General features: G+C 73.2%; 14 protein-coding genes. 10 read left to right on the top strand and 4 right to left on the bottom strand.

Going from position 1 to position 13881, the window contains the following annotated elements; genetic code table 11:
• Nucleotides 1–99 precede the first annotated feature (99 nt).
• The 6 genes from ACWC24_RS20790 (at nt 100) to ACWC24_RS20765 (ending at nt 8053) form a co-directional block, all read left to right on the top strand.
• Nucleotides 100–717, top strand: a complete 618-nt coding sequence (locus ACWC24_RS20790) for a TetR family transcriptional regulator (protein ID WP_450664310.1) — start codon at nt 100–102, stop codon at nt 715–717.
• A gap of 144 nt (nt 718–861) precedes the next feature.
• The gene (locus ACWC24_RS20785; RefSeq protein WP_450664309.1) at nt 862–3093 is read left to right on the top strand and encodes a molybdopterin oxidoreductase family protein; all 2232 of its coding nucleotides are present in this window, start codon (nt 862–864) and stop codon (nt 3091–3093) included.
• 165 nt (nt 3094–3258) lie between these two features.
• A complete protein-coding gene (locus ACWC24_RS20780) occupies nt 3259–3753 on the top strand; it encodes a heavy metal-binding domain-containing protein (RefSeq protein WP_450664308.1) in 495 nt (164 codons plus the stop codon).
• Between the two features lie 254 nt (nt 3754–4007).
• Nucleotides 4008–5390, top strand: a complete 1383-nt coding sequence (locus tag ACWC24_RS20775; RefSeq protein ID WP_450664307.1) for an ABC transporter ATP-binding protein — start codon at nt 4008–4010, stop codon at nt 5388–5390.
• A 107-nt stretch (nt 5391–5497) separates the two neighbouring features.
• Nucleotides 5498–6886: an aldehyde dehydrogenase family protein gene (locus ACWC24_RS20770; RefSeq protein ID WP_450664306.1), complete on the top strand. Its 1389-nt coding sequence runs from the start codon at nt 5498–5500 to the stop codon at nt 6884–6886.
• A gap of 84 nt (nt 6887–6970) precedes the next feature.
• A complete protein-coding gene (locus ACWC24_RS20765) occupies nt 6971–8053 on the top strand; it encodes a Zn-dependent alcohol dehydrogenase (RefSeq protein ID WP_450664305.1) in 1083 nt (360 codons plus the stop codon).
• 10 nt (nt 8054–8063) lie between these two features.
• Here ACWC24_RS20765 and ACWC24_RS20760 read toward each other — a convergent pair whose 3' ends face one another.
• The 3 genes from ACWC24_RS20760 to ACWC24_RS20750 form a co-directional block, all read right to left on the bottom strand.
• Nucleotides 8064–9017, bottom strand: a complete 954-nt coding sequence (locus ACWC24_RS20760) for a DMT family transporter (protein ID WP_450664304.1) — start codon at nt 9015–9017, stop codon at nt 8064–8066.
• Between the two features lie 75 nt (nt 9018–9092).
• Entirely contained in the window at nt 9093–9815 is a 723-nt protein-coding gene (locus ACWC24_RS20755) for an ArsR/SmtB family transcription factor (protein ID WP_450664303.1), read from the bottom strand.
• Nucleotides 9816–9861: 46 nt separating this feature from the next.
• Nucleotides 9862–10503: a TetR/AcrR family transcriptional regulator gene (locus ACWC24_RS20750; RefSeq protein ID WP_450664302.1), complete on the bottom strand. Its 642-nt coding sequence runs from the start codon at nt 10501–10503 to the stop codon at nt 9862–9864.
• A 73-nt stretch (nt 10504–10576) separates the two neighbouring features.
• Between ACWC24_RS20750 and ACWC24_RS20745 the strand changes: the two genes are divergently transcribed.
• From ACWC24_RS20745 to ACWC24_RS20735, 3 genes are all read left to right on the top strand, one after another.
• On the top strand, nt 10577–11728 hold the full coding sequence (locus ACWC24_RS20745) for an acyl-CoA dehydrogenase family protein (protein ID WP_450664301.1): 1152 nt from the start codon (nt 10577–10579) through the stop codon (nt 11726–11728).
• A gap of 69 nt (nt 11729–11797) precedes the next feature.
• On the top strand, nt 11798–12043 hold the full coding sequence (locus ACWC24_RS20740; protein WP_450664300.1) for a YiaA/YiaB family inner membrane protein: 246 nt from the start codon (nt 11798–11800) through the stop codon (nt 12041–12043).
• Between the two features lie 105 nt (nt 12044–12148).
• On the top strand, nt 12149–12790 hold the full coding sequence (locus ACWC24_RS20735; RefSeq protein ID WP_450664299.1) for a TetR/AcrR family transcriptional regulator: 642 nt from the start codon (nt 12149–12151) through the stop codon (nt 12788–12790).
• Here the strand turns inward: ACWC24_RS20735 and ACWC24_RS20730 are convergent.
• The gene (locus ACWC24_RS20730) at nt 12781–13242 is read right to left on the bottom strand and encodes a MaoC family dehydratase (protein ID WP_450664298.1); all 462 of its coding nucleotides are present in this window, start codon (nt 13240–13242) and stop codon (nt 12781–12783) included. The two genes, ACWC24_RS20735 and ACWC24_RS20730, sit on opposite strands and share 10 nt — an antisense overlap.
• Before the next feature lie 133 nt (nt 13243–13375).
• On the opposite strand from ACWC24_RS20730, the gene soxR reads away from it, so the two are divergent.
• On the top strand, nt 13376–13870 hold the full coding sequence (soxR, locus tag ACWC24_RS20725; RefSeq protein ID WP_450664297.1) for a redox-sensitive transcriptional activator SoxR: 495 nt from the start codon (nt 13376–13378) through the stop codon (nt 13868–13870).
• Nucleotides 13871–13881 lie beyond the last annotated feature (11 nt).

The raw sequence follows: 13881 nt of genomic DNA, 5'->3' as shown, positions 1-13881 counted from the left end.
GTGCCGCGGGCCCGACGGCGGACCGGCCGGGATGAGTGCACAGGGCATCAATCCTCGTACAGGGGGGCGACGTTCACCGGACCCCGGCGGAGAGGCATCATGAAACCCGTGCCCCACGCGACCTCGTTGCGCCGTGCGCCCGTGCAGCGCCGCAGCGCCGAACGGCTGACCAGGATCCTCGACGCCTGCGCCGACCTTCTCGACGAGGTCGGCTACGACGACCTGAGCACCCGCGCCGTCGCCCAGCGCGCGGGTGTCCCCATCGGTTCCGTCTACCGCTTCTTCGGCAACAAGCGCCAGATGGCCGACGCCCTCGCCCAGCGCAATCTCGAACGCTACTCCGAGCGCGTCACCCGGCGGCTGGCCGGGGCGGAGCGGGGCGACTGGCGCGCGGCCGTGGACGCCGTGCTGGACGAGTACCTGGCCATGAAGCACACCGCGCCCGGCTTCACGCTCGTCGACTTCGGCAACCAGATCCCGGTCGGCGCCCGCGACGCCGAACCCAACCACCGCGTGGCCGACCGCCTCACCGACCTGCTCTCGGGCTATCTGGGCCGCACCCCGGACGACGACCTGCGCCGCACCTTCCTGATCGCGGTGGAGACCGCCGACACCCTGGTCCACCTCGCCTTCCGGATGGACCCGGAGGGTGACGAGAAGATCATCGCGGAGGCGAGGGAACTGCTGCGCGCCTATCTGGGACGGGTGCTGGACTGACGGTCCGGGGGCTGCCGGGGGTGTCGGGTCGGCGGCCACGGGTCCCGGCGGGCGGGCTCAAGACCCTCCCGCTCGTGCATACCGGTCGGTATGCTCGGCGGCATCCGCGTGCGTCACCGTCGCCGCCACCCTCCGGGAGGACCCGTGTCCCGCACCGCTCTGCGCATCTGCCCCCTGTGCGAGGCCACCTGCGGCCTGACCCTGACCATCGAGGGCACCCGGGTGACCGGGGCACGCGGCGATCGCGACGACGTGTTCAGCCGTGGGTTCATCTGCCCCAAGGGGGCCTCCTTCGGGGCCGTCGACGGTGACCCCGACCGGCTGCGCACCCCGCTCGTGCGCCGGGACGGAGAGCTGCGCGAGGCCACCTGGGAGGAGGCGTTCGACGCGGTCGCGGCCGGGATCCGGCCCGTCGTCGAGCGGTACGGCCCGCACGCCGTCGGTGCCGTCCTCGGCAACCCCAACGTGCACACCATGGCCGGCGGTCTCTACCCGCCGGTCCTGATCGCCGGCCTCGGCACCCGCAGTCTGTTCACCGCGTCCACGGTCGACCAGATGCCCAAGCACGTCTCCAGCGGACTGCTGTACGGCGACGCCAACGCCATCCCCGTGCCCGACCTGGACCACACCGACCACCTGCTCCTCCTGGGCGCCAACCCGCTGGAGTCCAACGGAAGTCTGTGCACGGCCCCCGACTTCCCCGGCAAGCTCAAGGCGCTCAAGGCCCGCGGCGGCACCCTCACCGTCGTCGACCCGCGCCGCACCCGCACCGCCAAGCTCGCCGACCGGCACATCTCGATCCGGCCGGGCACCGACGCCCTGCTCCTCGCCGCGATGGCGCACGTCCTCTTCGAGGAGGACCTCGTCGACCTCGGACGGCTCGCGCCCCACGTCCAGGACGTGCCGGAACTCCGCACGGCCATGCGGGACTTCACCCCCGAGGCGGTCGCGGGGTCCTGCGACGTCGAGGCCGACGTCATCCGCACGCTCGCCCGGGAGCTCGCCGCCGCCCCCACCGCCGCCGTGTACGGCCGCATCGGCAGCTGTACGGTCCCGCACGGCACCCTGGCCAGCTGGCTCGTCGACGTCCTCAACATCCTCACCGGCAACCTCGACCGCCCCGGCGGCGCCCTCTTCCCGCAGGCCGCCACCGACCGCACACCCCGTCCGGCCGGCCCCGGACACGGCTTCGCGCTCGGACGCTGGCACTCGCGGGTCGGCCGGCACCCCGAGGCCAAGGGCGAGTTGCCGCTCTCCGCGCTCGCCGAGGAGATCGACACCGCCACCGCCGAGGGCGAGCCCGTCCGCGCGCTGATCGCCGTCGCCGCCAACCCCGTGCTCTCCGCGCCCGACGGCGACCGGCTCGACAAGGCCCTGGACTCGCTGGACTTCATGGTCAGCGTCGACCCCTACCTCAACGAGACCTCCCGCCACGCCGACGTCGTACTGCCGCCGCCCCCGCCCTCGCAGAGCCCGCACCACGACTTCGCCTTCAACACCCTCGCGATACGCAACCAGGTCCGCTACACCCGCCCCGCCGTCCCCCTCGAACCCGGCAGGATGGCAGAGACCGAGATCCTGGCCCGGCTCACCCTCGCCGTGACCGGCATGCACGGAGCGGACCCCGCCGCCGTCGACGCGCTCGTCGTCGACCAGACCCTCGGCAAGGCCGTCAAGGACCCCGGCTCCCCGGTGCACGGCCGCGACCCGCGCGAGCTGGCCGCCGCGCTCACCGGCGACACCGGGCCCGAACGACGGCTGGACATGATGCTGCGCCTGGGCCCCTACGGCGACGGCTTCGGCGCCCGGCCCGAAGGACTGTGCCTGAAGCGGCTGCTGGACCACCCGCACGGCATCGACCTCGGACCGCTGCGCCCCCGGCTGCCGCAGCCGCTGAAGACCAGGAGCGGGCGGATCGAGCTCCTGCCGGAGCCCATCGTCGCCGACCTGCCACGGCTGCGGCGGGCCCTCGGCGAGCGGGCCGACGGGCTCGTCCTGGTCGGCCGCCGCCATCTGCGCTCCAACAACAGCTGGATGCACAACGTCCCCGCCCTCACCGGCGGCACCAACCGATGCACCCTGCACATCCACCCCGAGGACGCCGCACGGCTGGGCGTACGGGACGGAGAACCGGTACGCGTCAAGGGCGCCGGGGGCGAGGTGACCGCCCGGGCGGAGGTCACGGACGGCGTGCGCACCGGGGTGGTGAGCCTGCCGCACGGCTGGGGCCACGACCGGCCCGGCACCCGCCTCGCCCACGCCGCCACCGACCCCGGCGTCAACGTCAACCAGCTCCTCGACGGCACCCTGCTCGACCCGCTGTCGGGCACCGCGGTCCTCAACGGCTTCCCCGTCGAGGTCGCCCCGGTCGGCTGAGGTGCGGGACACCCGCCCTCCCGGTGCCGCCGCTCCCCAAACACCGCTAGGAAAAGGCCAGTTGGAACCGGTACCGGACGTCTCGCCGGGCCACCCGATGGCATACGCTGCCGAATGCCGACGCGATCCGCGCGCCGAGCCGGAAGGGCGAAGGCACGGGGGCCGATGACACACCGATGGGACGCCGGTCCGCCGGAGGCCGCTGCCGACGGGGCGGCACGGCCCCCGGCCGGCCGTACCTGGGACTCGGCGCTGACCGCCAGGGAGTTCGCGGCGATCGAGGGCGCCGGGTTCGAACCGGTCGGGCAGGTGCTCGGCACGGCCGTCTTCAACATCGGCTACACCGGCGTCTGGGGCTGCCCGGGCGCGTGGTCGGCCACGGACGGCCCGGGGGGCGCCTCGCCGCACTGGGCCTCGTCCTACGAGCCGTTGGAATGGACGATGTACACGGCGCGCAGGCTGGCGCTGCGCCGTGCGGAGAGCGAGTGCCGCGCCCTCGGCGGCGACGGGATCGTCGGGGTGAGGCTGCAGACCGGCGGGTTCTCGGCAGGAGGCGTGGAGTTCACCGCGCTGGGCACCGCGGTCCGGGCCCGCTCCCTGGCCGACGCCGCGGCCTCGAACGCCCGTGCCCGCGAGGCCGTCGAGCGCTTCCTGGCCTGACCCGTCGTCGCCCTGGCCGCCGGACTCCGGCCGGCGGCCGCCGACTGCGGTGTTTCGGCCGTCAGTCGGCCGGTATCTGCTGAACGCGATCGTCCGGTTTCTCACCCAGTGGACGGATCACCCCGATCGCGTCAGGTGTCTTCCCTCTGCCGGGCACGGTCCGTTAACTTCCGTGACTCACAGCCCCGTACGACCCGCACGGGACAATCGACCGCGGAGCACCAGCGCCCCAGTGAGCCCCCAGGGACACCTTCATGACACGCGCCATCTCCCTGCACGACGTGAGCAAGGCCTACACACGAGGCGTCCGGGTGGTGGACCGGCTCTCGCTGGACATCGCGCCGGGCGAGTTCCTGGTCCTGCTCGGCCCCTCCGGCTGCGGCAAGTCCACGGTGCTCAGAATGATCGCCGGCCTTGAGGACATCGACGAGGGCGTGCTGCTCCTCGACGGCAAGCACGGCAACGACCTGCCGCCGTCCGGGCGGGACATCGCCATGGTCTTCCAGAACTTCGCCCTCTACCCGAGCATGACCGGCCGGGACAACATCGGCTTCCCGTTGCGCATCGAGGCGCCCGGCGCGGACCCCCGTCCGCGGGTGGACGCCACCGCCCGCATGCTGGGCATCGAGGACCTCCTCGACCGGTTCCCGGGCCAGCTCTCCGGCGGGGAGCGCCAGCGGGTCGCCATGGGCCGGGCCATCGCCCGGCACCCGGCGGTGTTCCTGATGGACGAGCCGCTGTCCAACCTCGACGCGAAGCTCCGCAACCACCTGCGGGCGGAGATCTCCAAGCTCACCCGGGAGTTGGGCGTCACCACGGTCTACGTCACCCACGACCAGGCCGAGGCCATGTCGCTCGGCGACCGGGTCGCCGTGCTGCGCGGCGGGGTGCTCCAGCAGGTCGACACCCCGCGCTCGGTCTACGCGCTGCCCCGCAACGTCTTCGTGGCCGCCTTCATCGGCACCCCCCGCATCAACCTGCTGCGCGGCCTGGTCCGCGCGCCGCTCGACGGGGCGATGACCGTCAGTCTCGGCAAGCAGTTCCTCCGGCTGCCCGAACCCCTGTGCCTGGACCACCAGTTGCTGCGGGTGCAGCAGGGCCGCGAGGTGATCGTCGGGCTGCGCTCGGAGGCGGTGCGGATCGCCACGCGCGCCGACGCCCGGCCCGGCGAGGTGGCGATCACCGGACTGGTGGAGCACGTCGAGTTCCAGGGGCACGAGGTGCTGGTCCACTTCGACACCGGGTCGCGGCCCGCCGTCGTACCCGATCTGGAGGCTCCGCGACCCGCCGTCCGGCCGGTCCGCCGCAGGCGCCGGGAGGGAACGGTCCTGGACCGGCTGCGGGGGCGGGCGGGATCCCTGCGGGCCGGACCGGTCCTCGCCGCGGACGACCCCGAGCCGCACGGCTCCGTCTCCCGCGGCCTCTTCTCCCCCGACTCCGCGCCGCCGGGTGCCGCGGTGACCTCGCCGGACGGGCGCCTGCCCGGTGACCTCGTCGTGCGCACCACCCCGGACTTCGACCTCCGGCACGGCATGCACGTGCCGCTCCTGGTCGACCTGGCCCATCTGTTCGTGTTCGACCAGTACGGCGACCGGATCTGCCCCGCCCCGGACCGCCTGCCGGACCTGGAGGAATGAGGCCGCTGCGGCATCCTGGGCGAGCGGCGTCTGGCGCACAAAAACTATCACCGCTAGTTTGTGTGCCGGAAGACGCAGCGTCACGGCCCCGCCCGGGAGGAAGCACGATGAAGGCACACGACGGCATGTACATCGACGGCGCCTGGCGCCCCGCCGCCGGCCAGGACGTGATCGAGGTCGTGAACCCGGCCGACGAGCAGGTCCTCGGCACGGTCCCCGCGGGTACCGCCCTGGACGTCGACACCGCCGTACGGGCCGCCCGCGCCGCCCTGCCGGGCTGGGCCGCCACCGCGCCCGCCGAGCGGGCCGCCCGGCTGAGCGCCCTGCGGGACGTCCTGGTGACCCGCGCGGAGGAGATCGCCGCGACCGTCACCGCGGAACTGGGCTCGCCCCCGGAGTTCTCCCGGGCCGTCCACGCGGGCGTCCCCGTCGCGGTCGCGGGCTCGTACGCCGACCTCGCGGCGACGTACGCCTTCGAGGAGAAGGTCGGCAACTCCACCGTCCACCACGAGCCGGTCGGCGTGGTCGGCGCGATCACCCCCTGGAACTACCCCCTCCACCAGATCGTCGCCAAGGTCGCCCCGGCCCTCGCGGCGGGCTGCACGGTCGTGCTGAAGCCCGCCGAGGACACCCCCCTCACCGCCCAGCTCTTCGCCGAGGCGGTCCACGAGGCAGGGGTGCCCGCGGGCGTCTTCAACCTCGTCACCGGCCTCGGACCGGTGGCCGGCCAGGCGCTCGCCGAGCACCCGGGCGTCGACCTCGTCTCCTTCACCGGATCGACGGCCGTCGGCAGGCGGATCGGCGCCGCGGCCGGTGCCGCCGTCAAGAAGGTGGCCCTGGAGCTCGGCGGCAAGTCCGCCAACGTCATCCTGCCCGGCGCCGACCTCGCCAGGGCGGTGAAGGTCGGCGTCGCCAACGTGATGTCCAACTCCGGTCAGACGTGCAGCGCCTGGACCCGCATGCTGGTGCACACCGAGCGGTACGACGAGGCGGTCGCGCTCGCCGCGGAGGCCGCCGCCAAGTACGGCGACCGGATCGGCCCGCTCGTCAACGCCAAGCAGCAGGAGCGGGTGCGCGGTTACATCGACAAGGGCGTGGCGGAGGGCGCGCGACTGGTCGCCGGGGGCAGCGAACCCCCGCGCGAACAGGGTTACTTCGTCGCCCCCACGGTCTTCGCCGACGTCACCCCCGACATGGCGATCGCGCAGGAGGAGATCTTCGGCCCGGTCCTGTCGATCCTGCGCTACGAGGACGAGGAGGAGGCGCTGCGGATCGCCAACGGCACGGTCTACGGCCTCGCGGGCGCCGTCTGGGCCGCGGACGAGGAGCGGGCGGTGGCCTTCGCCCGGCGGATGGAGACCGGCCAGGTCGACATCAACGGCGGGCGGTTCAACCCGCTGGCCCCCTTCGGCGGTTACAAGCAGTCGGGCGTCGGCCGTGAACTCGGCGCGCACGGCCTGTCCGAGTACCTCCAGACCAAGTCCCTGCAGTTCTAGGCCCTCCGGCCCCGGTCCGTCCGGTTTCGTGTCCCAGTCCCAGTCCCAGTCCCAGTCCGTCCAGTTCCAGGGGAGTCACCCGTCATGGCTGTCCGTGCCGCCGTCCTGCCCGCCATCGGCTCCGCGCTGGAGATCACCGAGATCGAGCTGCCCGAGCCCGGCCCCGGCCAGGTCCGGGTCCGGCTCGCCGCCGCCGGGGTCTGCCACTCCGACCTGTCCCTGTCCGACGGCACCATGAAGGTGCCGGTCCCCGCGGTCCTCGGCCACGAGGGCGCGGGCACGGTCGTCGCCGTCGGCGAGGGGGTGACCGACTTCGCGGTCGGATCCGAGGTCGTCCTCAACTGGGCTCCCGCCTGCGGGAGTTGTCACGCGTGCTCGCTCGGTGAGGTCTGGCTGTGCGCCAACGCCCTCAACGGCGCCGGGAACGTGTACGCCCGTACCGTGGACGGCGTCGCACTGCATCCCGGTCTCAACGTCGCTGCGTTCGCCGAGGAGACCGTGGTGCCCGAGTCCTGCCTGCTGCCGGCCCCGCCCGGCGTACCGCTCACCGACGCGGCCCTCCTCGGCTGCGCGGTCCTCACGGGTCACGGAGCCGTCCACCACTCGGCGCAGGTGCGGCGCGGCGAGACGGTGGCGGTGTTCGGCGCCGGGGGAGTGGGTCTCGCCGCGCTCCAGGCGGCCCGGATCGCCGGAGCCTCACGGATCATCGCCGTCGACGTCTCCCCGGCGAAGGAGGAACTGGCGCGCGCGGCGGGCGCCACCGACTACGTCGTCGCCTCCGACGCCACCGCCCGCGAGATCCGCGCCCTGACCGGCCGGGCGGGCGTCGACGTCGCCGTCGAGTGCGTGGGCCGGGCCGTCACCATCCGCACCGCCTGGGAGTCCACCCGCCGCGGCGGCCGCACCACGGTCGTCGGCATCGGCGGCAAGGACCAGCAGGTCACCTTCAACGCCCTTGAGCTCTTCCACTGGGGCCGCACCCTCTCCGGCTGTGTCTACGGCAACGCGAACCCGGCGGTCGACCTGCCCGTCCTGGCCGAGCACGTCCGCGCCGGCCGCCTGGACCTGGGCGCCCTGGTCACCGAACGGATCGGCCTGGACGGCATCCCGGCGGCGTTCGAGAACATGCTGGCGAGCAAGGGCGGACGGGCGTTGGTGGTGTTCTGAGACGCGCGCCTCAGGACACCTGCTCCTGGTCCGGCCGCGGCGCGGCGGCCGGACCGGCAGCCGGTACGACGGCGGGCCGCCGCGACCGCGACCGCGACACCGCGACACCCGTCAGGCACAGCGCCCCGCCCGCCAGGGTGAGCACGCCCGGCACCTCGCCCAGGACCAGCCAGGACATCAGCACGACCAGCGCGGGCACCGCGTACGTCGTCGCGCCCATGCGGCCCGCCGTCGTACGGGCCAGGGCGTACGCCCAGGTCGTGAAGGCGAGCGCGGTCGGGAACACGCCCAGGTAGACCATGTTCAGCGTGGCGGACAGCGGGGCCTCGCCCGCCTCCCGCACCAACTGCCCGGCGAACGGCAGGCAGACCACCGCGCCGACCAGGCACCCGAACGTCGTCACCTGGAGCGCGCTCGCCCGCTCCAGGGCCGGCTTCTGGGTCACCACCCCGCCCGCGTAGGCGATCGCGGCCAGCAGGCACAGCACCACCCCGAGGGCCGAGGAGCCGCCCCCGCCCGACATCGACAGGCCCACGGTCACCGCACCCGCGAACGACACCGCCATGCCTGCGACCAGCCGCGGCGGCAGCGCGTCGCCGAGCAGTCGCGCGCCGAGCACGGCGATCAGCAGCGGGCCGATGTTCACCACCAGCGCCGCCGTGCCCGCGTCGACCTGCTGCTCGCCCCAGTTGAGCACCACCATGTAGAACCCGAACCACAGCACCCCGGACACCGCTGTCCGGCGCCAGGCCGACCGCGGCGGCAGCCCCTCCCGCCGTACGGCCCAGAGCGCCCCCAGCGCGAGTACGCCCGTCAGCAGCCGTCCGAGCGCCAGCGCGCCCGGCGAGTACGCGGCGCCCGCGCTGCGGATCGAGACGAAGGCGGAGGCCCACAGCACGACGGTGACAGTGGCCGCCCCGGCGGTGAGCAGCCCCGTACGGGCGGGCGGTGAGGTGTTCATCATGCTCCCGAGATTAGGTGGGGAAGAGGTGGCCCCACCGGCGGATTTCGGACCGGGGGCCGCGGACGCGGGCGCTGCTCAGCGCAGTGCCGGCGCCTCGATGCCCAGCAGTTCGGACAGCGCGCGCTCGCCCGCCGCCGTCACCTTCACGGCCCGCTCGGTGCCGATGCGCACGCACCAGCCCGTGTCCAGGGCGTGCCGGCACAGCGCCGCGCCCGCGACCCCCGCGAGGTGGGGGCGGCGCTCGGTCCAGTCGAGGCAGCCGCGGGCCAGCGGCCGTCGGCCGTGCCGGTCCAGTCCGATGCCCGCGGCGGCGAACCAGCGCACGCCCGCGTCCGTGAGGGCGAACCCGGTGTCCTGGCGCAGCAGCCCGCGCGCGGTCAGCGCGTCGGTGACCACGATGCCCAGCCGTCCGGCGAGATGGTCGTAGCAGGTGCGGCCGCGGGCCATCGCGGACCCGGCGCCGGACTCCCGCAGGGTGCGCGGCTGCCGGGCGGCCCCGGGTGCGAGGGGGGCCGCCAGGTCCTCCACCAGGTGGGCGACCCGGGCGTCGGCCAGCCGGACATAGCGGTGCCGCCCCTGCCGTTCCTCGGTGAGCAGCCCGCCCGCGACCATGCGGCTCAGATGCTCGCTCAGCGTCGAGGCGGCGACGCCCGCGTGCCGGGCCAGTTCCCCGGCGGTCCACGCGCGCCCGTCGAGCAGCGCGAGCAGACAGGCCGCCCGGGTCTCGTCGGCGATCAGCGCGGCGAACCGGGCCAGGGCCGTGGCCCGCGGGTCGGTGGTGGTCATGTGGTCCAGCATGGGACACGCACGCTTCGGCGCCCGCCGAAGTGTCCGTCGGACCGGTCTACGCGCTCTGCCGTACCTGCGCGTACTGCTGTGCCAGACCGTCCAGCAGGGCCGTCAGGCCGGTCTCGAAGGCCCGCTCGTCGATCTTCTCCTGCTGTTCGGCGAGGAGGTGGGCCTGTCCGAGGTGGGGGTAGTCGGCAGGGTCGTAGGCGCTGGCGTCGTCCACGAAACCGCCGGCGAACGAGCCGAGCGCGGAACCCATGACGAAGTACCGCATCAGCGCGCCGATCGAGGTGGCCTGCGAGGGCGGCCAGCCCGCCGCGACCATGGCGCCGTAGACCGCGTCCGCGAGCCGCAGACCGGCCGGGCGGCGGCCGGGGCCGTGGGCCAGCACCGGGACGATGTTCGGGTGCGCGCGCAGGGCGGCCCGGTAGGAGACGGCCCAGTCGTGCAGGGCGGTCCGCCAGTCCCGTCCGTCGTCGAACATCGACAGGTCGACCTGGGCGCTGACCGAGTCGGCGACCGCCTCCAGGATCTCGTCCTTGGTGCTGAAGTGGTTGTAGAGGGAAGGGCCGCTCACCCCCAGTTCGGCGGCGAGCCGCCGGGTGGAGACGGCGGCCAGGCCCTCCGCGTCCACGAGCGTGCGGGCCGCCCCGACGATCCGGTCGGTGCTGAGGAGGGGCTTGCGCGGTCGGGCCATGGCGCACATAGTAGGGCTGCAACCTTAAACTAGCAGTGCTAATTTAAATGTCTGTGATGGGGAGTGACTCGGCGTGAACCTGGAGCTCAGCGAGGAGCAGACCGCGGTCCGGCGGCTCGCCCGGGACTTCGTGGAGCGCGAGATCGACCCGCACGCGATCGCCTGGGACCGGGCCGAGGAGGTCGACCGGGGCATCGTGAAGAAGCTCGGCGAGGTCGGCTTCCTGGGGCTGACGATCGACGAGGAGTACGGCGGTTCGGGCGGCGACCACCTCGCGTACTGCCTGGTGACCGAGGAGCTCGGCCGCGGCGACTCGTCCGTGCGCGGGATCGTCTCGGTCTCCCTCGGCCTGGTCGCCAAGACCGTTGCCGCCTGGGGTGACGAGGAGCAGAAGCGGCGCTGGCTGCCGGGGCTGACCTCCGGTGAGCACGTGGGCTGCTTCGGACTGACCGAGCCCGGTACCGGCTCCGACGCCGGGAACCTCGCCACGCGCGCGGTCCGCGACGGCGACGACTACGTCGTCAACGGCACCAAGATGTTCATCACCAACGGCACCTGGGCCGACGTCGTCCTGCTCTTCGCCCGCTCCACCGACGCCCCCGGCCACCACGGCGTCTCCGCCTTCCTGGTGCCGGCCGACACCCCCGGCCTGACCCGGCGCGCGGTGCACGGCAAGCTCGGTCTGCGCGGCCAGGCCACCGCCGAACTGGTGCTGGAGGACGTCCGCGTCCCCGCGTCCGCGATGCTCGGGCCCGAGGGCAAGGGGTTCGCGGTCGCCATGTCGGCGCTCGCCAAGGGCCGGATGTCGGTCGCGGCGGGCTGTGTCGGCATAGCCCAGGCGGCGCTGGACGTCGCGGTGAAGTACGCCGGTGAGCGCGAGCAGTTCGGCAGGACCATCGCCCACCACCAGCTCGTCCAGGAACTGCTCAGCGACATCGCCGTGGACGTGGACGCGGCCCGGCTGCTGACCTGGCGCGTCGCCGACCTGATCGACCGCGGTCTGCCCTTCGCCACCGAGTCCTCCAAGGCCAAGCTGTTCGCCTCGGAGGCGGCCGTGCGCGCCGCGAACAACGCCCTCCAGGTCTTCGGCGGCTACGGCTACATCGACGAGTACCCGGCGGGCAAGCTGCTGCGCGACGCCCGGGTGATGACCCTCTACGAGGGCACCAGCCAGATCCAGAAGCTGGTCATCGGGCGGGCGCTGACCGGGGTCTCGGCCTTCTGAGTACCTGTCCGTACGCCCCTGAGTACCCCGGCGGATGTGGCGTGGGCCACGTCCGCCGATGCTCGTCGCATGACTGACGCATCCGGCAAGCAGCAGAACACGGCCGCCTTCTACGGTCAGGCCGTCGCCTCCTTCTCCCTCGCCATGGCCGCCACCGCGATCGGCATCTTCAAGTTGCACGCCGATCCCTGGGTCCGGGGCTTTCTGGGCATCGCCGTCCTCTATCTGGTCACCTCGGCCTTCACCCTGGCCAAGGTCGTCCGCGACCGGCAGGAGGCCTCGGCCCGGCCGTACAGCCCCTTCGAAAAGCTCTGAGCGAGCCCCCTCGACAAGCTCGACAAGCTCTGAACGGCCACACTAAGCGAGCGCTCAGCTTCGGCGGTATGGTGTAGCTCCGGTACCGAGAGGGGCGAGCGAGCGATGAGTACGGCGGAGGACACGGCCGGCGGCGAGGCCGAGGCGTGGGGCGAGGTCACCCCTGACGCGGCCCGACGGCTGCTGGTGGCCGCCGTGGAGGCCTTCGCCGAGCGCGGCTACCACGCGACGACGACCCGTGACATCGCGGGCCGCGCGGGCATGAGCCCGGCCGCGCTCTACATCCACTACAAGACCAAGGAAGAGCTGCTCCACCGGATCAGCCGGATCGGCCACGACAAGGCGCTGGACATCCTGCGCACGGCGGCCGGGAGCGAGGGCAGCGCGACCGAGCGGCTCGCCGACGCCGTGAGCTCCTTCGTGCGCTGGCACGCCGGGGGGCGCACCACCGCGCGTGTCGTTCAGTACGAACTCGACTCGCTCGGCCCGGACGCCCGCGCCGAGATCCTCGCCCTGCGCCGCCAGGTCGACGCGCAGGTGCGCGGGATCGTCGAGGACGGGGTGGCGAGCGGCGAGTTCGACGTGCCGGACGTGCACGGGACCACGATCGCCGTGCTCTCCCTCTGCATCGACGTCGCCCGCTGGTTCAACGTCGACGGCCCGCAGACCCCCGACGAGGTCGGCGCGCTGTACGCCGACCTCGTGCTGCGGATGGTCGGGGCGAGGAGATCGCCCGCTCAGACGTAGTACCGGGACACCGACTCCGCCACGCACACCGGCTTGTCGCCGCCCTCGCGCTCCACGATGAAGGCGACGGCGACCTGCACGCCACCGGGCACGTCGTCGACGCCGGTGATGGTCGCCGTCGCGCGCAGCCGTGAGCCGACGGGGACGGGGGCGGGGAAGCGGACCTTGTTGGTGCCGTAGTTGACGCCCATCTTCACGCCCTCGACCGAGATCAGCTGGGGCCCGAACAGCGGCAGCAGCGACAGGGTCAGGTACCCGTGGGCGATGGTGGTCCCGAAGGGGCCCGCGGCCGCCTTCTCCGGGTCGACGTGGATCCACTGGTGGTCGCCCGTGGCCTCGGCGAACAGGTCGATCCGCTTCTGGTCGACCTCGTGCCAGTCGGTGTACCCCAGCTGCTCGCCCACCGCCGCCTTCAGCTCGTCGGCTGACGTGAAGATCCTCGGCTCTGCCATGTCCCGGCCTCTCGCATCACGGATGTCCCGTTGAGGTGTTCCCGCTTATGTCTAAGCAACTGCTTAGCATGGTCGGGTCCCGGTCGGCTGTCAACGGACCACCGGGGTGTCGGGTTTGGGTAGGCTCCGAGGAGTGCCCCAGATTCCCGAGAAGATCCACGAGCTCACCGTCGGCCAGCTCGCCGCCCGTAGCGGCGCCGCCGTCTCGGCGCTGCACTTCTACGAGTCCAAGGGGCTGATCAGCAGCCGCCGGACCGCGGGCAACCAGCGCCGCTACACCCGCGACGCGCTGCGCCGGGTGGCCTTCGTGCGGGCCGCCCAGCGGGTCGGCATCCCGCTGGCCACGATCCGCGAGGCCCTCGCCCAGCTCCCCGAGGAGCGCACGCCCACCCGGGAGGACTGGGCCCGTCTCTCCGAGGCCTGGCGGGCCGAACTGGACGAGCGGATCAAGCAGCTCAACCGGCTGCGCGACCATCTCACCGACTGCATCGGCTGCGGCTGTCTCTCCCTGGAGTCCTGTGTCCTGTCCAACCCGGACGACGTGTTCGGCGAACAGCGGACGGGCTCCCGCCTGATGGTGGAACGCCCGCCCCGACAGGCCGCCCAGCAGCCGAAGGCCCGCTCCTGAGCCGCCTTTCG

The sequence above is a fragment of the Streptomyces sp. NPDC001443 genome (genome assembly GCF_053597355.1).
The sequence above is the reverse complement of the archived record's forward strand: the minus strand, read 5'-3'. Positions and strand labels throughout refer to the sequence as shown.